Source organism: Bacteroides sp. GD17 (assembly GCF_038448625.1).
GTDB lineage: Bacteria > Bacteroidota > Bacteroidia > Bacteroidales > Bacteroidaceae > Bacteroides.
Window position 1 is genome coordinate 188,787 of record NZ_JBCEZS010000006.1, and the last position, 19,837, is coordinate 208,623.

The 19,837-nt window shown below is 47.8% G+C and carries 28 protein-coding genes; 19 read left to right on the forward strand and 9 right to left on the reverse strand.

Translation table 11 applies throughout. From position 1 onward, the window contains the following. The first annotated feature begins 1 nt into the window (after position 1). From AAE250_RS11655 to AAE250_RS11680, 6 genes are all read left to right on the forward strand, one after another. A complete protein-coding gene (locus tag AAE250_RS11655; RefSeq protein WP_294601140.1) occupies positions 2-271 on the forward strand; it encodes a hypothetical protein in 270 nt (89 codons plus the stop codon). Continuing rightward, positions 258-521 (forward strand): hypothetical protein, encoded by a 264-nt coding sequence (locus AAE250_RS11660; RefSeq protein ID WP_294601139.1) that lies wholly within the window; start codon positions 258-260, stop codon positions 519-521. Before AAE250_RS11655 ends, AAE250_RS11660 begins: the two co-directional genes overlap by 14 nt. A gap of 22 nt (positions 522-543) precedes the next feature. Next, positions 544-1,464: a radical SAM protein gene (locus AAE250_RS11665; RefSeq protein WP_294601137.1), complete on the forward strand. Its 921-nt coding sequence runs from the start codon at positions 544-546 to the stop codon at positions 1,462-1,464. 49 nt (positions 1,465-1,513) lie between these two features. Then, positions 1,514-1,744 (forward strand): hypothetical protein, encoded by a 231-nt coding sequence (locus AAE250_RS11670; protein WP_294601136.1) that lies wholly within the window; start codon positions 1,514-1,516, stop codon positions 1,742-1,744. Between the two features lie 35 nt (positions 1,745-1,779). Beyond that, on the forward strand, positions 1,780-2,511 hold the full coding sequence (locus AAE250_RS11675; protein WP_446715754.1) for a DNA cytosine methyltransferase: 732 nt from the start codon (positions 1,780-1,782) through the stop codon (positions 2,509-2,511). Positions 2,512-2,741: 230 nt separating this feature from the next. Beyond that, positions 2,742-3,179, forward strand: coding sequence for a hypothetical protein (locus AAE250_RS11680; protein ID WP_294601133.1), 438 nt, complete (start codon positions 2,742-2,744; stop codon positions 3,177-3,179). 152 nt (positions 3,180-3,331) lie between these two features. On the opposite strand, the gene AAE250_RS11685 is transcribed toward AAE250_RS11680, so the two are convergent. Then, on the reverse strand, positions 3,332-3,541 hold the full coding sequence (locus tag AAE250_RS11685) for a DUF4248 domain-containing protein (RefSeq protein ID WP_117681171.1): 210 nt from the start codon (positions 3,539-3,541) through the stop codon (positions 3,332-3,334). Between the two features lie 112 nt (positions 3,542-3,653). Further along, the gene (locus AAE250_RS11690; RefSeq protein ID WP_294601130.1) at positions 3,654-4,145 is read right to left on the reverse strand and encodes an HU family DNA-binding protein; all 492 of its coding nucleotides are present in this window, start codon (positions 4,143-4,145) and stop codon (positions 3,654-3,656) included. A 224-nt stretch (positions 4,146-4,369) separates the two neighbouring features. On the opposite strand from AAE250_RS11690, the gene AAE250_RS11695 reads away from it, so the two are divergent. Further along, positions 4,370-4,609, forward strand: a complete 240-nt coding sequence (locus AAE250_RS11695) for a hypothetical protein (protein ID WP_294601128.1) — start codon at positions 4,370-4,372, stop codon at positions 4,607-4,609. On the opposite strand, the gene AAE250_RS11700 is transcribed toward AAE250_RS11695, so the two are convergent. The 7 genes from AAE250_RS11700 to AAE250_RS11730 form a co-directional block, all read right to left on the reverse strand. Continuing rightward, complete coding sequence (locus AAE250_RS11700) at positions 4,591-5,049, reverse strand: hypothetical protein (RefSeq protein WP_294601127.1); 459 nt, start codon at positions 5,047-5,049, stop codon at positions 4,591-4,593. The genes AAE250_RS11695 and AAE250_RS11700 overlap by 19 nt on opposite strands. A gap of 6 nt (positions 5,050-5,055) precedes the next feature. Further along, on the reverse strand, positions 5,056-5,625 hold the full coding sequence (locus tag AAE250_RS11705) for a hypothetical protein (protein ID WP_294601125.1): 570 nt from the start codon (positions 5,623-5,625) through the stop codon (positions 5,056-5,058). A gap of 96 nt (positions 5,626-5,721) precedes the next feature. Further along, complete coding sequence (locus AAE250_RS11710; protein ID WP_294601124.1) at positions 5,722-7,005, reverse strand: LPD3 domain-containing protein; 1,284 nt, start codon at positions 7,003-7,005, stop codon at positions 5,722-5,724. Continuing rightward, on the reverse strand, positions 7,005-8,369 hold the full coding sequence (locus AAE250_RS11715; protein ID WP_294601122.1) for a phage portal protein family protein: 1,365 nt from the start codon (positions 8,367-8,369) through the stop codon (positions 7,005-7,007). Before AAE250_RS11715 ends, AAE250_RS11710 begins: the two co-directional genes overlap by 1 nt. After that, the gene (locus AAE250_RS11720; protein ID WP_117703121.1) at positions 8,366-8,791 is read right to left on the reverse strand and encodes a DUF1320 domain-containing protein; all 426 of its coding nucleotides are present in this window, start codon (positions 8,789-8,791) and stop codon (positions 8,366-8,368) included. The genes AAE250_RS11715 and AAE250_RS11720 overlap by 4 nt, the downstream gene beginning before the upstream one ends. Before the next feature lie 2 nt (positions 8,792-8,793). Beyond that, a complete protein-coding gene (locus AAE250_RS11725; protein ID WP_294601120.1) occupies positions 8,794-10,317 on the reverse strand; it encodes a hypothetical protein in 1,524 nt (507 codons plus the stop codon). A 1-nt stretch (position 10,318) separates the two neighbouring features. Further along, the gene (locus AAE250_RS11730; RefSeq protein WP_294601118.1) at positions 10,319-10,762 is read right to left on the reverse strand and encodes a YfeC-like transcriptional regulator; all 444 of its coding nucleotides are present in this window, start codon (positions 10,760-10,762) and stop codon (positions 10,319-10,321) included. Positions 10,763-10,935: 173 nt separating this feature from the next. Here AAE250_RS11730 and AAE250_RS11735 point away from each other — a divergent pair, with 173 nt between their 5' ends. The 12 genes from AAE250_RS11735 to AAE250_RS11790 all read left to right on the forward strand — a co-directional run bounded on the left by AAE250_RS11735 (position 10,936) and on the right by AAE250_RS11790 (position 19,830). Next, positions 10,936-11,967 carry a head maturation protease, ClpP-related gene (locus AAE250_RS11735; RefSeq protein WP_294601117.1) on the forward strand — a complete coding sequence of 344 codons (1,032 nt, stop codon included), beginning with the start codon at positions 10,936-10,938 and terminating at the stop codon, positions 11,965-11,967. Positions 11,968-11,973: 6 nt separating this feature from the next. After that, positions 11,974-12,105, forward strand: coding sequence for a hypothetical protein (locus tag AAE250_RS11740; protein WP_259296387.1), 132 nt, complete (start codon positions 11,974-11,976; stop codon positions 12,103-12,105). Positions 12,106-12,182: 77 nt separating this feature from the next. Further along, positions 12,183-13,139: a hypothetical protein gene (locus AAE250_RS11745; RefSeq protein WP_294601114.1), complete on the forward strand. Its 957-nt coding sequence runs from the start codon at positions 12,183-12,185 to the stop codon at positions 13,137-13,139. 12 nt (positions 13,140-13,151) lie between these two features. Next, positions 13,152-13,436: a hypothetical protein gene (locus AAE250_RS11750; protein WP_294601112.1), complete on the forward strand. Its 285-nt coding sequence runs from the start codon at positions 13,152-13,154 to the stop codon at positions 13,434-13,436. Further along, positions 13,411-13,806 carry a structural protein P5 gene (locus AAE250_RS11755; protein ID WP_294601111.1) on the forward strand — a complete coding sequence of 132 codons (396 nt, stop codon included), beginning with the start codon at positions 13,411-13,413 and terminating at the stop codon, positions 13,804-13,806. Before AAE250_RS11750 ends, AAE250_RS11755 begins: the two co-directional genes overlap by 26 nt. A 15-nt stretch (positions 13,807-13,821) precedes the next feature. Next, on the forward strand, positions 13,822-14,304 hold the full coding sequence (locus AAE250_RS11760; protein ID WP_294601109.1) for a hypothetical protein: 483 nt from the start codon (positions 13,822-13,824) through the stop codon (positions 14,302-14,304). Next, on the forward strand, positions 14,252-14,581 hold the full coding sequence (locus AAE250_RS11765; RefSeq protein ID WP_294601108.1) for a hypothetical protein: 330 nt from the start codon (positions 14,252-14,254) through the stop codon (positions 14,579-14,581). Before AAE250_RS11760 ends, AAE250_RS11765 begins: the two co-directional genes overlap by 53 nt. Before the next feature lie 7 nt (positions 14,582-14,588). After that, the gene (locus AAE250_RS11770) at positions 14,589-15,086 is read left to right on the forward strand and encodes a hypothetical protein (RefSeq protein WP_294601106.1); all 498 of its coding nucleotides are present in this window, start codon (positions 14,589-14,591) and stop codon (positions 15,084-15,086) included. Positions 15,087-15,088: 2 nt separating this feature from the next. Beyond that, positions 15,089-15,565, forward strand: coding sequence for a hypothetical protein (locus tag AAE250_RS11775; protein WP_294601104.1), 477 nt, complete (start codon positions 15,089-15,091; stop codon positions 15,563-15,565). Positions 15,566-15,612: 47 nt separating this feature from the next. Further along, entirely contained in the window at positions 15,613-15,825 is a 213-nt protein-coding gene (locus AAE250_RS11780; RefSeq protein WP_294601102.1) for a hypothetical protein, read from the forward strand. Beyond that, positions 15,825-19,349, forward strand: coding sequence for a hypothetical protein (locus tag AAE250_RS11785; RefSeq protein ID WP_294601100.1), 3,525 nt, complete (start codon positions 15,825-15,827; stop codon positions 19,347-19,349). Before AAE250_RS11780 ends, AAE250_RS11785 begins: the two co-directional genes overlap by 1 nt. Position 19,350: 1 nt before the next feature. After that, positions 19,351-19,830, forward strand: a complete 480-nt coding sequence (locus tag AAE250_RS11790; RefSeq protein WP_294601098.1) for a hypothetical protein — start codon at positions 19,351-19,353, stop codon at positions 19,828-19,830. Positions 19,831-19,837 lie beyond the last annotated feature (7 nt).

A 19,837-nucleotide genomic window follows, 5' to 3' on the forward strand; every position in this document is an offset into this window, starting at 1 on the left:
TATGAGCGAGAAAAAGAACGGGGTGCTGATCACGGCACCCCTTTTCGGAACAGGCAAGGAAACGGTGGGATATTTCACTGGTTATGCTTGCGGCTATTGCCAGGGCAACGGCTGGCACTGGGACCCTGAGATTATTAATGAACGGGTGAAAACACCTTGCCCTAAGTGTGGCGGTACCGGGCAAGTAAAAGGCATCGTTACGGTGGAATGGGTACCGGACGGCGAAGTGAAACCTTATTTCAAGGAGGAACACGACCATGATATACCGTGAACCGAAAGACCTGATAATCCAGGTAGAAGACAGCCTTCTGGGGCAGGTGCAATACTACTGGACGTACTACGGCAAACCCTGCGACCTCATAGAGTTTGCTGCCAAAACAGAAGGGTTGACTGCCTTGCTTGTCAAAATGAACAATCCTGATTCCGGTTCTTTCGTCTACATGCTGTGCGAGCGACTGAAGGCACGGATGTACGACAAGATGACGAAGAAGCCGCTGAGTGTGCAGGATGTATTTATGTAGAATTAGTAAATCGAAGGAAGTAATGAACATCGGACTATTAGCGGTTGATAGCAATTATCCCAATCTTGCTTTGATGAAGATAAGCAGCTATCACAAAGCGAGAGGTGATAATGTAGAATGGTACAATCCATTTGACCAGTATGAAAAGGTCTATATGGCTAAAGTATTCAGCTTTACAGAAGATTATCGACAGTGGATTACAAATACCGATCAGATAGAGAAAGGTGGCACTGGCTACGATGTTTCAAAGACTCTTCCATCGCAGGTAGACAAGGCTGTCCCGGATTACTCGATATACAATATAGATAAGTCTTTGGCTTATGGTTTTCTTACACGCGGATGCCCCAATGGGTGTAAGTGGTGTGTGGTGCCTCAAAAAGAAGGTAAGATCGCTCCCTATATGGATATTGAAGAAATCGCAGTCAACGGACGTAAAAACATCATCCTTATGGATAACAATGTGCTTGCTTCCGAGTACGGGATAGAGCAGATCGAGAAGATAGTCAAGTTGAAACTCAGAGTAGACTTTAACCAAGGACTGGACGCTCGACTGGTGACTGATGACATAGCTCGATTACTTGCTCGTGTAAAATGGATAAAGCGCATTCGGTTTGGTTGCGATACAGCGGCGCAGATAGCAGATTGCGAACGTGCCACAGCTCTGATTGATAAATATGGTTATCGGGGAGAATACTTCTTCTACTGTATCTTACTGAATGACTTTAAAGAGTCGTTTTACCGCGTTAACCACTGGAAGGAAAAGGGTGGTAGGTTCTTGCCACATTGCCAGCCATATCGGGATTTGAATAATCCACATCAAATAATCCCTCAATGGCAAAAGGACTTATCCGGATGGGTTGACAAAAAGTGGATATTTAGGAGTTGTGAGTTTAAAGACTTTGCTCCCCGGAAAGGATTTAAATGTAGTGAGTATTTTTATTAATAACAAGAAAAATTTGAACCTAATGCTGTATAGGCAAGCGTAGAAAAATATGTGTGACTGTTTTGAAAAAGTAGAAGCGAATTTGAGAGAAAAGACTGGTGACCCGCAAGCGTCTTTAAATTATATGTACGCCATGCCTTCTTTTGAGAAAAAGCCAGTAATAGAGGCGACCTACCGGAATAAGAAAAAAGATGGTACATTCAATAAAACAGAAAGTACTATATCTATCGCTTATCCTTTCTGCCCATTTTGTGGGAAGAAGTTTTCAGAAGGTGAATAATTCAAATCAGAATAGTAATGAGCAAAACTATAAAAATGATAAGCCTGTTCACTGGTATTGGCGGCTTCGACTTGGCAGCTTATACTCTTGGATGGGATATCCTGTTTCAATCGGAAATAGATGAGTTCTGCTTGCAAGTTTTAGATAAATGTTTTCCCAATGTGCCTAAATATGGAAATATATATGAAATCAATGCTAAAGAATACAGAGGCAACGTTGATGTTGTGGTCGGAGGATTCCCTTGCCAACCATTCAGTAACGCCGGACTTCAGCAAGGGGCAGAAGACCCCCGCTTTTTATGGCCGCCGATGTATCGAGTTATACAAGAATGCCGGCCGACATGGGTCATCGCTGAGAATGTTCTCGGACTTATTAGTAACGCAGACGGAGTGGTCTTCGAGCAAGTGTGCACTGATTTGGAAAGTGAAGGCTACGAAGTTCAACCGTTTATTATTCCAGCTGCGGGTAAAGACTCTTTTCAAGAAAGGAAACGAGTATGGATTGTTGCCTGCCTTGACAGCAAACGAAGCGAAACGGATAAAGTTACGCAGAGAGAGCATTTTAAAGCATTCAGACAAACGAAAAAGCAACTACCTAACAGCGCATATTTCGAGAGCTGGGTTCAATCCGTCCGATATTACTCCGAGTTGGATGGAGTGGTTTATGGGATATCCGATTGGATGGACAGAACTCATGCACTCGGAAATGCGATTGACCCACGGATAGCGTATGAGTTATTACTAATATTAGATTACTTGGAAGGTTGAAAAATATCTTTATAACATAGCAATCCGATGACTTTTCATGATACTTTAGTTGTTAGTGGTGTAGTCGCAAATGGTAATTATAAGAAAAATATTTTTATTTGTTTTAATAAGATAATTTTTATACATTTGTGGAGTGATTCAAAGGAGTAGGTAAACAGATTGTTTTAAATAAGGCATACAATATCTCTGAGGTTAAAGAATTTATGATATAATTCTATAATATATGGAATATGGAAAGAAAAGCATTTCAAAAGGAAAGTACATCAAGAGTATTGGGCAGAAAATCTAAAAAAATAGATCAACTCCCTATTGATGCTATTTTGCAAAGATACCAAGAGCCAAGTTTTGATTTTCCATCTGTAAGTCAATTCATGCCTGTTGCTTTGGGTTATAATGATGATTCGCAATTCGTGAGAGATGTTATGACGGGGGTGGTAATACCTGGGGTTCATCAACAAATAATGGATGCACATCACAATCCTCTAATAATAATCCCTTTCGCCGCGCAACATTGTCAAATTCATATTCATTTTGAGGGTGATCCAGAAACAGGTGTTTCCATTATTCGAGCAAAAGTTATAAATAATGCACGTACTCAAACTTTAGATTTGCAGCCACATGAAGTTGGAGTGATAATGGCTAGATTAGGGATAACAGAACCTATTTAGAAGAAATACTTTTTGTATGAAAATTGTACAGAAATAAATTATTAGCGAAGCAAAAAAAAGCCGCTGCATGGAACACCATACAGCGGCTTTTTTGTTGAGATACGCCCCCTGCGCTATCTCTCGAACGTTTTCCTGACGTCAGGAAGATGGTCCTATTCTCCCGGTTCCCCCAGACATTCTATTATCGCCTCATGTTGCAGCGGCGTCAGCGCCCGCTGCCTGGGCTTGAAGCATAACTCTTCAAGACGTGCTTGCAGTTCGGTGTTCAGTTTTATCCAGCGATGCAGCTGCGAGCTGGCGCTGCGGGGAGTAGAGTTCGGGAAGTAGGCTTGTGCCAGGTCACTCATATAAATGGCTTTCATATTTTCTTCGGTTAAGTTCGTGCAAAAAACTACCCGTAAGTAGTTGGCTCCCTACTTACGGGTAGTTGGTCATTTACCTGGTAGTAGTCGGCGCACTACTACTAAGTGGTTCTCAGCCCAGCGGATTCTCTCCCTGGTCGCCGTCGCTTCCTCCTCCGGTGTTGCCGCCGCCGGTGTTGCCGTCATCGGGCAGAGGGGCTTCACCCTTCTTGGCCACACGGTGGAAGGTCAAGCCGCCGTCGCCCGCACGCGTTGCCGCCTTGATAGGCTTTCCGGGGCGGAACTGGATGGTGGCTTCGGTGATGTTGGCACTGGTGAATTTCTTCTCCGTGTCGGCACCAGTGCTGCACAGCTGGATTTGGAAACTTCCGAAGTTCTCCAGGCGTACGATCTTGCCTGCCGCCAGATGGAGATTGGTCTGTTTGATCAGGGCGCGGATGGCGTTCAGCACATCACCGTCCGTGAGGGAGGTGGCGTAGGAGATTTGTTCCGCCATTTCGTCCATGGTCACTTCGCCGCTGGCTTGCGCCTTGGCGTAATATTTCTTGGGGGCCTGGTCATCGCCGGGCTTGGTGCTCATCAGAGCGAGAGAATAGTTTACCATACAATTGAAAATTGATAATTGACAATTGACAATTAGGCTGCGCTGTACATCTTGCAGCTTTATCATCGTTTACTTCTGTCATTCGCGAATTGACGCGGCAAAGGTGGTGTAAACGGGTTATTCCGTGTTGTAGAATGTGCTTTCCGGGCGTATTTGTTGCATTAATGTGTTATTATAATTATTTTTGTATCAAGTTTCAGGATAATCAATTTAAGTTTTCGGGTATGAAGAAGTATCATCGTTCCATTGTAGGACGAAGCTATGCGCACAGGGTAAAAGAGATTCTCCGTATTTACGATGAACATAGCCGTAGCGGATTGAGCAACCGCGAAATCCTCCGCCGTTACATCTGGCCGTTATACCCCATTTGCGAAAAAACATTCTACAACATCATCAATGCTTCTGCCGATCCTCGGATCATCCGTCAGCAGGAAGAACTGGATCGTCAGTTGTCGTTGTTCTGAATCTCATCCGCTGTCGTAGTGGTATATTCCATTTCATAGACTTTGATGCCGCCGGGCAGTGAGAACTGTCGGCTGGCACGGCGTACCAGGGCGGTGGCACATCCATCGAACCGCCAGCCGTGCAACGCGCCGTTCAGGCGTCGGGCCAGTGCCATGCGTTCGGCTGCGTGCTGTTCCTGGGTGCTGCCATAGTGAGTGTCATCGTAGCAGTCGAAGGCAAACCGGATGATGATGGTGGTCTTGCCGTGTTGGAGGTTGCCTTTCAGGTTTTCCCACAAGGTTTCGGGGATGCCAATAAGGACACAGGGGAAAGTGACAGGGTACTGGTCTTCCCCGTTCTGCAGGGCTTCCAGTTGCCCGTAGTCTTCGTCGATAAGGGAAACGTCGTTACCCATTTTATCGGCGATCTGTTGCTGGAGGTCGTTGAATAGTTGTTCCATAATAAATTATTGATTTATAATTTTCTCTACTTCTGTATTCAGTTTATCATTTACTTTCTTTATCAGTTCCGGTCCCGGCTTGGATGGCATGAACTGGCGCTGCGGGATGTTGATAGTAAGTTTGGTCTTTTTGGTCAATGCGAGGCGTTTCCAGAAAGTATCTTTCTTTTTGTCTTTACCCGCTTCCCGGTAATGCTGCGCCCAGGCAAAGCGACGCATTTGCGGGGTGACGGTAGGGCGAACTATGCCTCCCCAGTTGTGGATGCCTGCATAAGGGGCGCGGGTGAAGATAGTAACCTGTCCGTCTCCTGGTGTGTATTGGATATTGCCGGAAAGATGGTTTCTGCCGGAGAGCAGCGGTCCGTATTGAGAACCGGCACTACTTCCACCGTTTCTTTGCCGCTTGGTTTCCTTCCATTTATGGAAACCGTTATGGGTAAAACCTCCTTTGCGGAAGTCTTCCTCGATGTGGCGTTTGGCGATGTTGCCTGCCAGTACGGGCATGCGGCGGCGTGTCAGGTCGGCCAGTTGCTTTTGATATTGCAAAATACGTTGGTTAAATTCTTGAATATTCATTGTTTACTTGATATTTTTCTGTATATTTGCAGTCTAAGAAAATAGCTCGACAGGCACAGCTCCGGATTGCAGTTCCGGTTGAAATGGTCTTTCGGGCTATTTTTGTATGTTGTCCATTACTTTGCTGCTATCGGATATGCTATGTAATATCATATTCCCGTCCACATCTTCCAATACAATAATCCACGACTTGTCTCCCTTAACAGTCACTTCAAAAACATGAGACTTTACATACATAGGATTGTTTTTATGATATTCCGTCCATCCCTTATATTGAGCCTGTCGGATGACATCACTGAGGTGCAATAGCATCTCATTCTTTTCGGCATAATGTTCGTGAGGTTGGTTCAACCATTCCTTGATGGACTTTTTGCTGACAATGATTTCTTTCTTAAAATCAGAGTTGACAAGAGGTTTCGCCTTCAGCACTTCTGCATCTTTCTGTATTTCCTTTCTACGAACTTTCAGTGCCTCTTTCCGCTCTTTGTCCGGTTCATACACTATCGGCTTCTCCTTATTCACATGCTCTGCTATATATTTCTTCACGGCCTCTTTCGCCCCTTCATATCCATTGGCGATATAGGGATGCGTGTCACTGAACAGTTTTCCGTCTCTTCCCGGGTTATTATCCAGTCCCGGGGCAGGCTGATCTTTGGGGGCGGCGCTTCCACGTGGCGCTCCCGTAGGAGGTTCGTCTGTAGCCGATAAAGAACACTTGCAGTTCCAACGGTCTCCGGGGCGGTGCACACTCCAGAAGGGGTGGTTTATCGGGAGAATAGTTCCCCAATAAACCTGATGGTCTGCTCCTGGGTTTGCACTGGTACTGGGCATCCATTCCAGATTAGGCAGGACGTCGGCGTATTGCTCGAAGCGTTGCCAGTCCGCAGCCTGGCGGGCACGGATGACGGCGGTATTGTATTCGGTTTGCAGCCAGTGCCGGACGTGATGGTCGAGCATGGGGTGAACGTCTTCTTTCCACTGTTTAAACGGTTTTAAAATACCGTTTGAATCGTAGAGTTGCGCGGCGATATCGTTCTGCATCCGGTGGACTTTGAAGGCGGAGAATACAGCGTTGCCGAGGTCAAGCTTCTGACGGAACTCTACCGGAATTTCGGCAGCGGATTCACTAAGCCCTTCACTTGATGCTTCGTTGAAGATACGGAATGTTTCGTTGAAAAGGTTCTCCTCTATTTCCGTCATAGGGTGAAAATCCTTTTCGTAGATATGCTTCAAGGCACGTTGCAGGGCGGCGTTGTCGAAGACGAAAGCGGTGCTTACGTCATCATCGGCCTTGCATTGCAATGGTGCGGTAGAACCGGATATATAGTCGAGTTCGTCAAGGCCCGGTAGCTGCTGTTCCCCATAGTAAAGGTCGTTCATTACCAGTCTAAAGCCCCGTCGGTTTGCGGGGCGTCCCCGAAAAAAGAGCGGGAGCGGTTCTGGGGATGTTTTGCTACCACCTCCCCCTGCGGGTACTCCTCCTCCCCGGAGGAGGAGAATTGAGATACTCCGAGAGCAAAGGGGTTGTTCATTTTCTTCTTCTCTGCCATTTCCGCTTTCAACTGTTCATAGTTGTCCGGGCGTTCGATGTTCAATTGCTCGTACAGATAGTCATCATCGAGCGGCAGATCGAATACGTTTACAGCCTTTTCCAGTAATTCGGCTTTGACTTTCACTTGTTCCAAGTCCGTTTCTTCTACATAAACAAACTCACCGCCTTGGGTATTGACGCCAAGAGCCGCAAACAAGTCTGTCATGTCATAGTTCAGCAGGTTCAGGATGGCAAGAGCGTCTTGCTCGATAAGTTCCTGCTCCACCTTGTTGTGCACGGTTCCCAAGGCTTGCGTACCCGTTTCGCTGGCTTCGGTGGTGAGGGTGTTGCCCAGGACAGCCTTGCTCATTTCCGCGTTACAGCGGTCAACGAAGGTACTGTAGAGCTCGCTGCTGCCGGTGGTATTACCGGTTTCTACGAAATCAAGGTTAGAACCTTCGGGTGTAAAGAAGGAGGAAGCGCCTCCCTGAGCCTTGGCGGCTTCCATGGCGGCGGACAATGCTTCCGGGTCGGCGGCATCGTAGGTGTACTTGCGTATGGGCATGCCGAATATCTCGGAGAACTGCGCCCAGTCGCCCACGGTTCCCCGCTTATAAATGACGTACGGAGCGCACCGTGCCAGGATGCCGAGCGGTTCTTTGCCCCGTATCATCAGCAGGTCCGGGTATTCGTCGAAGCTTTCACCGTTGATGTCGTTCTGACGGGTTTTGATGAGTCTCAGCACCGGGTCCACGTGCTTTCGGGGCACGAGATAGTAGTCTATCCATCCCTTGCTGTTGATATAGAACTGCACCAGCGTGAATCCCCAGTAGTCGGCATCCAGTGCGTCACCGATGAATCGTAGGAACCAGGGCGAGGAAATCTGCTCGTTTACTTTATCATCGGCCACGCCGTTGCGCCTGAACTCTATTTTCCTGCCAAGCACACCGCTCTTCCGCTTTTGGATGACAGAAAACAGATGCGGGTCCATCAGACTCTCACTGTAGATGTCGTAAATCTGAACCCGCTGTGTGAAGTCCACATTCTCGGCGCTTCGGATGCCCCGCATGTAGTCATCCAGCCCGATGCCGAAGCGTTGGGGTTGTGTCAGTATGATAGTGGCGCCCTGGCGGGTGACGTTGCTGCCTTCGGTGATGCGTTGTTTGGTTTTGGATGCTTTGTTCCAAAATGCCGGGAAATTTATTCTTTTCATAAATGGTTCGTACGTTTAGGGTTACTACTCATCAGCCAGGGGCTGTTCTGTTTCTGCTCTTCTTCCGGCAGCTTGGGAGCGCCGTCGATGGTGATCTTGAATGCCGCCACCTGCTTCAGCCATTCCACGGCACGCTCATAGCGGTCTTTCCGTATCTGCGACATCTTCTGCGGATTATGAATACTGAATATATGGTATACTGCGATATCGATTGCCATCATCAGGACAAGCTGGTTACGTGCATCCCCTTCGGCGGAGAAGATGGCATCTACATCGTAGCGCGCACTGAGATAGCCACGCATCTCAGCGATGGCACGGTCTTCGCAGATTTCGACGATACTTTCGTCATCGCGGGTCAGGGAGCCCAGTATCTCGCGGTGGATACTGGCGTCGTAGTCTTCGGGATTGATGAATTTACTCATGGCTATAATCTTTTAGGATTGTTCCGGGCGTTGTGACGCGCCACGGTAATCGGTTTTAGTTGCTGTACTTTCTTCTTGAGGATGCGCAGGCCGCCTTCCACACAGTCGGGACCGTCGGCGGGAAACTTCAACCGCAGGGTGAAAAGTTTGAATTGATCTTCCAAACGTTTCATGTGTGGATTATCTTTTTCAACTTCGTTGAAGATGAGATTGCCTTCCCGGTTCAGCGGTTCCAAATTAGCTTCAATACGTGTGGCCTTGTCAGTCTTGCGCTCTTCGTCAGGGTGAATGTAGAGTTGGATGTTCCGTTCGCGTCGTACCTTGCCTACCAGCGGTTTGAATACCTGCTGAAAGAATGGGTCTTGTAGCTTGTTATTCTCCATATAGCAATATACCGGGACTTTTTCGTTCACGTACTCCAGAAGTTGTACGTACCAGTCTATGAATTCTGCATTCAATCCGCGGTCCAGAAAAGGTTTGATGATATATAACTTTTGTTCTTTCATACCAAGTAATATACAGCTTTTCGTACTGCTGTTCTTGTTCTTGTTCTCGCCGGGTGCGGGGTCTCCATAGATAACCAGGAACTGAAACTTCTTCAGGTCAGGTACACGCCCATAGGTGATATCCTTAAATACCTCACCTTCCGTGACCGGATTATTATAGTATTCCTTCTGTGCACTGGCGGCGCTGATTTTTCGGAGTACAGTGTCGATGTGCTCTTCCGTGTTCTTTTCAGGCCAAGTGCTGTGCCCGTCTTTGTCCCTGATGTTCACGATATCATGGTGGTCGGCAAGAGCCGCGGCCCGCGCCACACAACAGTCTCGGGCAATGATATTACCACACCACACGATCAAGGTCGGTTCGCTGATGGAGCGTGTGGCATAGAAAGCCTGCTCGTACCAGTCCCATTTCTTGTTTACGATATCCGGGTTACGGCATTCCTCATCCGTATCAAAGTCATCCACCAAGAGCACATCAGGGCGCACGGCCTCGTTTCTGGAACCGCGTGGAGCATTCCCGGCGCCGATAGCACGGAAGGCACAGCCACATTTGGCAATGAATTCAGTATCGGTCCAAGAACTGATATTCATCTGCTCGCCATAATATGCCTTGATACGCCCGTTAGCCTCAAAGTTGGCACGGTATGGGGCTAACAATCGCTTGGCGCTGTCTTGGGTGGCACTTGCCAGCATCACGTTCTTTTTCTTCTTTGTCAAGGCAAGATACATTACACAGAACATGACTATCGTACTTTTTGCTAACTCGCGGCTCCATGACAAGACTTCATACCATTCGTCATTGTTCAAGATGCGGTTGACGGCCTTTTTATGGAACGGAGCAAACGGATATTTTGCATATTTCGGGAAAAAGAACTGAATCCATTCTACGGGGTGTGCCTCCAAATACATCCTGTGTTTTTCCCGCTCGGCATGACTCATGCTGACATCTACCGGGGTGGAATTGCTGATATCCGCTTTATATTCTTCCCAGTTACCGAGTGCGTTTTTTTCTTCCTGCTTCATTTTACAACTGGTCTTTTATGAATTTGTCCCAAAAGATGGTTATCTCTTTAGCCTTGTCCAGATCGATGGGGCGTATCCATTCGATAAAGCGGATGCCCACACTTACAAGGTCCGCAATGCCTACATCACTTTCCATCTTTTTAATGGCGGCAGCGAGTTTACCCAAAGTATCCGCTTCGGCCGGAGTTGCATAGCGTTCACCTTCCGGGCGTGACAGAATAGTATTGTTCAATTCCATCACTTGGCGATGAAGATTTGCTATCTGTTGCTCTCGACTAAGGGTTACGCCGACTTTCATTTCTTCCCATTTCTCCGTGGCAATCCATCGGTTGATGGTTTTACGGGCTACTCCCACCTTTTCCGCTATTTCCTGCTGGGTAAGATTGTCCTTCAGGTAGAGTGTGCGGGCATAGTCCTTTTTCTGTTGTGCGGTTAAATCTGCCATAATTCTGTAATTAGAGTTTACGCAAAGGTCATTACTCCGGGCGGGAAGAGGAAAAAAGCGCGGAGCGGTTACAAACTATGCCGCAAGGTTTACATACCTGCTCGTAACCGTTACACACTTTTTTGTGCGGTTATCCTTATAGACATAGCTTTGCCGCAAATAATCGGAAACGCATGACTGTTTTTAAATCCATATTAAACGAAAAGACCGCTTGCCTGCTGCTCTATGGAGAAGTCAGCGACGAAGGCGGTGAGGGCAAGATAGCCAGCCGGGACATCGTGAACGAACTGATGTACCTGGACGCGGGCTATGAAAACCTGAATATCCGTATCAACTCCATCGGCGGTGACGTTTACCCCGGTATCGCCATCTTCAATGCCATCCGCCAGTGCCGAAGCAATGTCACCATCTATATAGACGGTATCGCCGCCAGCATCGCCGGTGTCATTGCCCTCTGCGGCAAACGTGTGGAAATGAGCCGCTATGCCCGCATGATGTTGCATAACGTCAGTGGCGGTTGCTACGGCAACAAGAAGGACTTGCAGGATATGATCTCCACCATCGAGAGCCTGGAAGACACCATCGCCGAAATCATCGGCGGGCGTTGCGGCAAGGATAAGGAAGAGGTGAAGAGTGCTTACTTCGACGGTACCGACCACTGGCTGAAAGCCGACGAAGCCTTGCAGCTGGGACTGATCGATGCCATCTACGACGTGGAAGCCGTACCCGATGAGAGCACCACGGACGATATTTACCGCATATTTACTAACCGGCTGGAGCAGGAGCAACAGCCACAAAACCCCGATAAAATGAAATTGGAAGACTTTAAGACAATTCCCCGTTTCGCCAACTGTGCTGACGAAGCGGCAGTGATGGCCATGCTTGGCGAGACTGCTCAGAAAGCGGACAAAGCCGATGATCTGGAAAAGGAAAACGGCGCACTGAAAGAGCAGCTGAAACAGCAGGAAGAAGAGCGGATTGAAACCGCTGTGACGGATGCCGTGACGGACGGTCGTATCGGTGCCGACCAGAAGGACACCTACAAGAACATTCTGAAGGCTGACTTCAAAAACGGATTGAGCGCCCTGAAGGCGTTGAAGCCAAAGAAGATGCTGAAGGACAAACTGGAAGCCCCTGCGGGCGGTGAAGGCGAAAGCCCTTGGCAAAAGAAGATGAGGGAAATTGAGGCAAACCGTAAAAAGTGATGCGCTATGATACCGATCAAGAACCCCAAGAATGCCAAACTGGGCGGTAGCTCCTACTTTGGTAAGAATGTCGGCAGCAGCGTGCGTAGCGCCGGCAGTGCCCCACAAATCCGCGGACGGCAGAAGATTAAAATGTGATAATGTGGTAATATGCTAATGTGCTAATTGCCGTGCGGCATAACCCGAATAACTAACAATAAATAATAAAAAAGACAATGGCAATTCAAGGATTGAATACCACCAACTATGGTGGTGAAGTACTGGAAACCGTCCTCACCCTTGCCACTACCGGCAACGAACTGGTGGGCAGAGGGCTTATCATGGTGATTCCGGGCATTAACAGTTCCATCAGCATCCCCCGCGTGAAAACGGGTACCATGCTGCAAAAGCGCAAAGAAGACCCGTCCAAGGCAGACAGCAAGGGTGATTTTACCTACAGCGAGCAAAAGCTGGTGCCGAAAGACATGATGGCCTTCACACTTTTCAACCCCCGTGCTTTCGAACACATCTGGCGTCCCTTCCAGCCGACGGGCGACCTCGTTTTCCGTCAGCTTCCCCCCAACATTCAGAGCCTCTTGTTGAATGAACTGTTGAAGCAAGTGGGCAACGAGCTGGGCTACCAGTATATAAACGGTGAATACAAAGACACCGGTGATGCCTACCTGATGGACGGTATCCTGACGCAGGCTGCCAAGAACGTGGATGTGGTGAAGGTGAAAACCGTCGGCACTACCATGCTGGCGCGTCTCAAGGAACTGCGTGCCAAGATTCCCGTAACCATGCGTAAGAATCCGAACCTGCGCATCCTGATGTCTGTGGAAGACTTCGACCAGTACGACGATGAATTGACGCAACTCGCCAATAAGGGTACCGCCCCTACGGATATCAACCAGGAACGCTACAAAGGCATTCCGTTCGAGGTGCTGACTCAATGGCCGCAAGGCTTGATCGTCGCTACCCTCTGCGACAGCGGTATGAACGGCAACCTTTTCGCAGCTGTCAACCTGCAGGATGACGAAAACGTCATTCAGATTGACAAGTGGGCGAATGCCAGCGAACTCTACTTCTTCAAGATGCTGATGAAGGCGGACACGCAGATCGGCTTCGGTGAGGAGTTCATCGCACTGGACTGGCGCGCCGACGGTGCATTCAAATTTGTAACAGAAGGGTAAGGAGGTGCAGCTATGGCAAAGAAAGACAAAGTCACAGTGATTGTCCTCGAATCCTTCCAGGACAAGTACGACCACAAGACGCAATATCCGGTAGGTACGGAGTTGCAGGTAGACCAGGAACGTGCGGATGATTTGGTAAGCCGCAAGCTTGCCGGGATTAAGAAGCCGGAACCTGCCAAGAAACCCGAGACCAAGGCACCCGAAGCCCCGAAAGCGGATAAGGAGAAGAAAGCGGTTGAGGTACCTGAAAAGAAGGAAACGGAGCAGAAAGATGACCAGAGGACTGAGGAACAATAATCCGGGAAACATCCGCCTGTCACGTACTTTGTGGCAGGGGGAGGTTCGCCCGTCGCAGGACCGTTCATTCTGTCAGTTCAAAACGATGGCCTACGGTTACCGAGCTCTCATCAAGCTGTTGCAGAACTATCGCAGGATGAACGGTTGCCGGACGATGGCGGACTTCATCAACCGATGGGCGACGCCCGTGGAGAATAACACATCGGGTTACATCCGGAGGGTGTGTACGGAAATGCAAGTGCCCGACAGCTATGTGCCTGATGTGGATGATAAAGCAACCATGTGTGCTTTTGCGGCAGCCGTCTCTCAGGTAGAGAATGGTATTCCCGCTGTGACGGCAGATGTGGAAGTGGGTTGGAACTTACTCTAAACAGGAGGAATAAAAATGGATACACTTGAAATCTTGAAGCTGATATGTGGTATCCTTACGGTTGCCATAGGAGCCGGAGGATTCAAGATGTACATAGACAGACGGAAATACATCCAAGAGGTAGAAAAGCTGAAGGAAGAAGTACAGGCAGCGAAGGTAAATACCCGTAGTAGCGAACTGGACAACGTTCAGAAGGCGATGCAAATTCTGATGGATGACATAGTAGAACCTTTAAAACAAGAAATCAATGCAATCAGAAAAGAACTCGCCAAACTCAGGCGTGTCGTTGAAAAGGCTAACAATTGCCGTTTTTCTGCTAATTGCCCTGTGCGCGATGAGTTGCAAAAGTCCGACAAGAGTGGTGAAGAGTACCGTCCTCGACAGCCTGCAAAGCGTAAGACAATCCGTTCTGACCTTTCTGCCGGTACCGGCAAGCGAAGCGCGGATGACCTTGCCGATGAGCCAACTGGCCGTGCTGCCGGAAGGCGCGGGATATAGTGCGCGAAGCGGGCAGGCCACGGCAAGCGTGATACGCGGACGCGGTGATACTTTAACGTTCACTTCGACCTGCGACAGCCTGGCGCGTGAAGTAATCGCCCTTCGGGAAGAAATTACGCGCATAAGAAATGAAACCGGTGAGGAAGTGGAAGAACCTCCTCCGCAGGTGGTGCATGAGCCAACCGGTTGGCAATGGTTTCAGATATGGATAGGACGAATCGCCGTTTTCGTTCTTGTTATAATACTGATTAAACGGCGGTTAAACGTAATTAAATAGCAAGATTATGGCTGTAAAAGATAATAATGGACTTGTTTACGGTATCGGTAAACTGAAGTTCAATAACAAAGAAATAGGCTGGATTAGCCAGGAAGGTTTGTCCCCAAAAGGTGAGGCCAAACAGACTACACCCATCTACGCAGCACAAGTGCATGATGGTCCGGTAGACGAACTGACAAGTACACCCGGTACCACCGCTTTCGGTTTTAAGCTCATCCAGTTGAGTCCCGAAGTATGTAAGGAACTATTTGGCGGTACTGTTGCTACCGCGGACGGGGCATACGAACCGCCTGCCGACTTCAAAGATTTGGAAGGACCGTTTGAAGTAGAATGTGTCAGCGGTCACAAGATCGAGATTCCCCGCGCCAAGATGAGCGGCGAACTGGCTGATTCCATCAACATGAGCGGTGTGCTGAGTTACGATTGTACGGTGAAGTGCCTGAAGCCTTTGACTGAAGGGCTGGCACGCTATCGCATTGTTCCTCCGCAAATCCAGGCAGGATAATTATGGAACAGACGGAACAACTGAAAGCTTCCGCGCTGATGCTTGATATGGGCGTGGCGATTCCCGTCCGCCCTTTCAATTTTCTGTATCGCAAGCGGAAACCAATGACGGTAGTAATGCGTACACCGGGACTGGGCAGCCTGCTGCGGATTTCGAATCTGTACCTGCAAATAGGCGTCACCTATAATGAAATGCAAGAATATACCTTCGAGCAGAACATGAAGTTTATTGCAGAACATGGAGTCGCCGTCAGCCGTATCGTTGCTTTTACGCTGACCCGGAGTAAATTTTGGGGAAGGTTGTTGAACCGTCCCGTAGCCTGGTGGCTCCGTTGGCGTGTTCACCCCATGTTCCTACAGGAAGCCATGTTCCAGTTCCTGACCATGCTCGACCCGAAGTATTTTCAGACTACTATCAGCTCGGTGGAAATGATGAATCCGATGAAGCCGAATCTGAGCCATTCCAACAGCGGGAGTTAAAGGGATATACAGAAGCCCCTCATAGCCCGTTCGGTTTAGTATGGCAGGTGGCTACGGCCACCGGCTGGAGTATTGACTACATATTGTGGAAGGTGCCTTATCCGATGCTGCTGCTCATGGCAAAGGATGCTCCCCGCTACGTTTCGGTGGAAGAACAAAAGAAACGGCAGTATAAGGAAATGATGAAAAAGATACAGAAAGAAAGCGCCGTCGGCCAAGACCCGGTTGCCTTCTTCCAAACTCATATATCAGCAGACTGATGGAACCTGTAGAACTTACCATAATCACCCGCAACAAGACTAAGGAGGGACTGAACGAGATTGCACGTGACACCTCCAAAGTAGGTCAGACCGTAGAGCAAGTAACGGATGACTTCAAGGCACGTATGAAGGAACAGAGCGAGGCCGTGAAGCAGGTGGAAGCTGATATCAAGTCTCTGGAGAAGCAGCTTGAAAATGCTGCTCCCGGCAAGGCAAAGATGGAACTGACTGCCGAACTGAATGCTGCCAAGAAAGTGCTTGCCGAAGAGAAGGGGGAACTTGCGGCTTTGGAAAAGCAAGTGAACCAGTCTGCACAGAAGCACACCATGCTCCGTACAGAAATCCGCAACCTGAAAGAGCAGATGGCGGACATGACGGAAGGCACGGAGGAGTATGCTGTTGCCATGCAGAAGCTTGGAGAAATGCAGGACCGCATGGGAGATATCAACACGCAGGGAAGAATCTTTTCTGATGACAACAAGAACATCAGAGCTACGATGGATGCCGTGTCCGGACTGACGGGAGTAATGACCGCAGGTGTCGGTGTGGCATCACTTTTTGGTGCCGAGGAAGAGAAACTGGCACAGATACAGACCAAGTTGCAGGCAGTGATGGCGATCACTATGGGAGTGCAGCAGGTGGCCAATACGTTGAATAAAGACAGTTACTTCACGCATATACTGCTGACAGGTGCAAAAAATATGCTGACGGCAGCAACCACCAGGCTGTCCGTTGCTTTGGGTATCTCCAACGTGGCGGCCAAGGCATTGATGGCAACTATGACGTTAGGACTCACTGCGGCAATTGGTGCATTGATTTACTTATGGAATAAATATACAGAGAAATCAAAAAAAAGTCAGCGAGAACTCAATACGGAGATTGAAAAAACACAATCATCCATGCAGAACCTATCCGATGATGTTGATTTCGATGTTAGAATTGCCGAGGCTGCCGGAAAATCCAAGAAGGAACTTATTGAATTGCGAAAGGAGGCTGCAAAAACAGCTTTGGCGCTTGCTGATGCCAACTATGATAAGGTTTTGGAACAGCATTCCAAAGGTAAAGCTTCGACAGAACAACTGAATAAAGCTAAAGATATAGCAGATAATGCTTGGAAATCGTATAATCAAGCGATGCAGGATGCAGTGGTCTATGACTATGAAGAACAAACCAATAAAAAGAAGAAAAACGAATCTTTCAGTGATAAAGCCAATGAAATCTCCGATGCTGAACTCAAAGCACGCCAAAAAATAAATGATATGACCATCGTCCTGATGAAGGAGGGAGAGGAAAAGAAAAAGGCCCTTGCTCGCAAACAATTCGATGAGGAACTGGCACGTATAGACCAGGAAGAACGCGACCGCCTGAAGGCTTTGCAGAAAGCGCAAAAGAACGGCATGGCCGTTACCCCGGAACAAGTGGCAACAGTTAAAGACCAAGCCAAGCAACAGCGTGACCTTGCCGGGGAACAGTATATAAAAGACTTTTATGATGTAGAAAAGGAGTATGCAGAAAGAAGCAAAAAGCTGAAAAAAGAAAAAATACAAGCTCTCATTGACTACAACAAGGAGTATGGGACATACCAGGAAAAACGACTTGCCATTGAAATGAAATTCAATGAGGAAATAGCCGATATCACCGAAAAACGCAAGGAGGCGGAAAAGAAGGGAGATACTGATACCGTCGAAACGATGAATATTGCTTTGGCAAAAGCAACAAAAGATAAAGGCAAGGCCCTTATGGGACTGGACTACGAGCAATTGAAACAGTCTCCTGATTATGTCCGTGCATTCGAGAACCTGAAAGAAACGTCATCATCAACGCTTAAATCCCTGCTTGCTCAATTTGAGAATGCCAAACAGACAGCAGCAGAAGTGTTGTCTCCCGATCAGTTGCGTGAGTATACCACCACCATCCAGGAGATCATGAACGAGTTGGATGAGCGCAATCCTTTCCAGGCACTTGCAGACCGGAAGAAAGAGCTGGCCGAAGCGGAAGAAGAACTGGCTGAAGCCAAAAGAAATCTTGAAACGGTGAATTCCGGGGGAAAGGTGGTCACCGGTAGTTCATACAACAAGGATACCGGCAAGATTGATAAGACCTATTTATCTTCTGCCGAAGCACTTGAAAAGTACAATAAAGCAAAAGACAAAGCGGTAAAGGCCAATACCAAGGTACAGGCGGCCGAAAAGAAAGTAGCAGATGTCATAGGAGACTTATCTCAGGCAATGAAAGGCTTGGGCGATGCTATCGGCGGGCAGGCCGGAGAGATCATCGGAATTATTGGCGATATCGGTATGTTTGCCATGACGGCTATGAGTGGTGTGAGTACGGCATCTGAGACAGCAAGTTCCGCAGTGAAGGCCGTGGAAAAAGCATCGGTTATATTGGCGATAATAAGTGCTGCCATTCAAATAGCGATCAAGATCGCCTCTTTATTCAAAGATGATGATGGGGTGGCCGAATATGAACGTGCCAAAGAGGTATACGAATCTTATATCAATATCCTTGATAAAGTCATTGAAAAACAGAAAGAACTGTTTGAACTGAATTCCAAAACCGGACAGCAAGCTTATGAAACAGCGAAGATAATCGTTCAAAAGCAGGAAGATGCCTCCCGTGAACTTGGAAAGCAGTATCTGAATTCGGGAGCAAGCAAGGGCTTTTTAGGTTTTGGAAGTTCGGCATCCGAAGGTGTCAAGCAACAGAAAGACATATCATCCAAGGCATGGAATGAGGCAAAGAAAGCACTTGGCAGTGATTTCTATAAATACAATATTGGAGATGGGCGTATGACCGGCCTTTTTGATCTGAGTGTAGAACAACTTAAAAAGCTTCAGGAAACAGCTCCTCTGTTTTGGGCAGAACTGTACGATGATACACAAAAGTATCTCCAGCAGATCATTGATTGCAATGATGAACTTACCCAGTTGGAGAATGACCGGAAAGAGGGTCTGGTAAAAGCTGATTTTGACAGCTTCCTCAGCAGCTTCACGGATGTGCTGACAGATATGGATAGCAGCTCTAAAGATTTTGCAGACAATTTCGAGGAATATCTTAAAAATGCAATATTGTCGTCTCTTATCACGGATAAGTATCGCGACAGAATAAAGCGACTGTATGACAATTGGGCCGATGCTACTGAGAGTGATGAGAAATTGACGGCTGCCGAAGCTGAAGCCTTGCGTAAAGAGCAGGAAGCAATAACGGAAGAGATGCTGCAAAAGAGGAAAGAACTGGCTGATGCTTTCGGCTGGGGAAACTCTTCCTCTTCACAGTCCGGTCATGCAGGTGCTGTTACGACTATCACTGAAGAGACTGCCGGGAAACTTGAAGGGATTGGTATGTCTATGCAGATACATGTCATCAATATGGATGATAAACTGACGGATATTTCACAGTATGCCTATGAAGCTATCGGCATACTGAACACTATTGCCGAGAATACGGCCTTCTGCAAGCGGCTGGATGACATTGCCGACATAATGGAAAGAACTGAAAGAGATGGAATGAAAATGAAATGATATGAAGATACTGGAAGGATTGCTCATCATTAATGGTGTGGATATATATAAGGAATACAATGCTTTCCTGGCAGAGGACTCGGCAGGAGCTCATACAAACTATGACGAATTGCTGAAGGTGCCTGCCATGAAAGCATATACGGTTGTGTCGTTTCGTGAAGAAAATGGGGAACGCCTTCCGGACAGTTTGCCGGAACCGCATTATGAAGCGCGTGACGTTACGTTGCAATTCGGAATCCTTACCGATACAAAAACGGAATGGCATCAGAAATATATAGCGTTTCAAGCTTTTCTCAAAAGCGGGTGGCTGGTGTTCTCCCTGCCGGAACTGGGAACGACTTACCGGATGTATTTCAAAAGTTGTTCCGCGCAGCAGATGGTAACCCCATTTAAGGCGAGCGGCAAGATATATGGAAAAATGAAAATGAAATTCCGGGAGCCAAATCCTTATCAAACGATTGACCCTTTAAACAATGATTAAACGCTGA

Coding starts and splice junctions, on each gene's coding strand:
- AAE250_RS11655 (WP_294601140.1), top strand. CDS start 2: ATGAGCGAGAAAAAGAACGGGGTGCTGATCACGGCACCCCTTTTCGGA.
- AAE250_RS11660 (WP_294601139.1), top strand. CDS start 258: ATGATATACCGTGAACCGAAAGACCTGATAATCCAGGTAGAAGACAGC.
- AAE250_RS11665 (WP_294601137.1), top strand. CDS start 544: ATGAACATCGGACTATTAGCGGTTGATAGCAATTATCCCAATCTTGCT.
- AAE250_RS11670 (WP_294601136.1), top strand. CDS start 1,514: ATGTGTGACTGTTTTGAAAAAGTAGAAGCGAATTTGAGAGAAAAGACT.
- AAE250_RS11675 (WP_446715754.1), top strand. CDS start 1,780: ATGATAAGCCTGTTCACTGGTATTGGCGGCTTCGACTTGGCAGCTTAT.
- AAE250_RS11680 (WP_294601133.1), top strand. CDS start 2,742: ATGGAAAGAAAAGCATTTCAAAAGGAAAGTACATCAAGAGTATTGGGC.
- AAE250_RS11685 (WP_117681171.1), bottom strand. CDS start 3,541: ATGAAAGCCATTTATATGAGTGACCTGGCACAAGCCTACTTCCCGAAC.
- AAE250_RS11690 (WP_294601130.1), bottom strand. CDS start 4,145: ATGGTAAACTATTCTCTCGCTCTGATGAGCACCAAGCCCGGCGATGAC.
- AAE250_RS11695 (WP_294601128.1), top strand. CDS start 4,370: ATGAAGAAGTATCATCGTTCCATTGTAGGACGAAGCTATGCGCACAGG.
- AAE250_RS11700 (WP_294601127.1), bottom strand. CDS start 5,049: ATGGAACAACTATTCAACGACCTCCAGCAACAGATCGCCGATAAAATG.
- AAE250_RS11705 (WP_294601125.1), bottom strand. CDS start 5,625: ATGAATATTCAAGAATTTAACCAACGTATTTTGCAATATCAAAAGCAA.
- AAE250_RS11710 (WP_294601124.1), bottom strand. CDS start 7,005: ATGAACGACCTTTACTATGGGGAACAGCAGCTACCGGGCCTTGACGAA.
- AAE250_RS11715 (WP_294601122.1), bottom strand. CDS start 8,369: ATGAAAAGAATAAATTTCCCGGCATTTTGGAACAAAGCATCCAAAACC.
- AAE250_RS11720 (WP_117703121.1), bottom strand. CDS start 8,791: ATGAGTAAATTCATCAATCCCGAAGACTACGACGCCAGTATCCACCGC.
- AAE250_RS11725 (WP_294601120.1), bottom strand. CDS start 10,317: ATGAAGCAGGAAGAAAAAAACGCACTCGGTAACTGGGAAGAATATAAA.
- AAE250_RS11730 (WP_294601118.1), bottom strand. CDS start 10,762: ATGGCAGATTTAACCGCACAACAGAAAAAGGACTATGCCCGCACACTC.
- AAE250_RS11735 (WP_294601117.1), top strand. CDS start 10,936: ATGACTGTTTTTAAATCCATATTAAACGAAAAGACCGCTTGCCTGCTG.
- AAE250_RS11740 (WP_259296387.1), top strand. CDS start 11,974: ATGATACCGATCAAGAACCCCAAGAATGCCAAACTGGGCGGTAGCTCC.
- AAE250_RS11745 (WP_294601114.1), top strand. CDS start 12,183: ATGGCAATTCAAGGATTGAATACCACCAACTATGGTGGTGAAGTACTG.
- AAE250_RS11750 (WP_294601112.1), top strand. CDS start 13,152: ATGGCAAAGAAAGACAAAGTCACAGTGATTGTCCTCGAATCCTTCCAG.
- AAE250_RS11755 (WP_294601111.1), top strand. CDS start 13,411: ATGACCAGAGGACTGAGGAACAATAATCCGGGAAACATCCGCCTGTCA.
- AAE250_RS11760 (WP_294601109.1), top strand. CDS start 13,822: ATGGATACACTTGAAATCTTGAAGCTGATATGTGGTATCCTTACGGTT.
- AAE250_RS11765 (WP_294601108.1), top strand. CDS start 14,252: ATGACCTTGCCGATGAGCCAACTGGCCGTGCTGCCGGAAGGCGCGGGA.
- AAE250_RS11770 (WP_294601106.1), top strand. CDS start 14,589: ATGGCTGTAAAAGATAATAATGGACTTGTTTACGGTATCGGTAAACTG.
- AAE250_RS11775 (WP_294601104.1), top strand. CDS start 15,089: ATGGAACAGACGGAACAACTGAAAGCTTCCGCGCTGATGCTTGATATG.
- AAE250_RS11785 (WP_294601100.1), top strand. CDS start 15,825: ATGGAACCTGTAGAACTTACCATAATCACCCGCAACAAGACTAAGGAG.
- AAE250_RS11790 (WP_294601098.1), top strand. CDS start 19,351: ATGAAGATACTGGAAGGATTGCTCATCATTAATGGTGTGGATATATAT.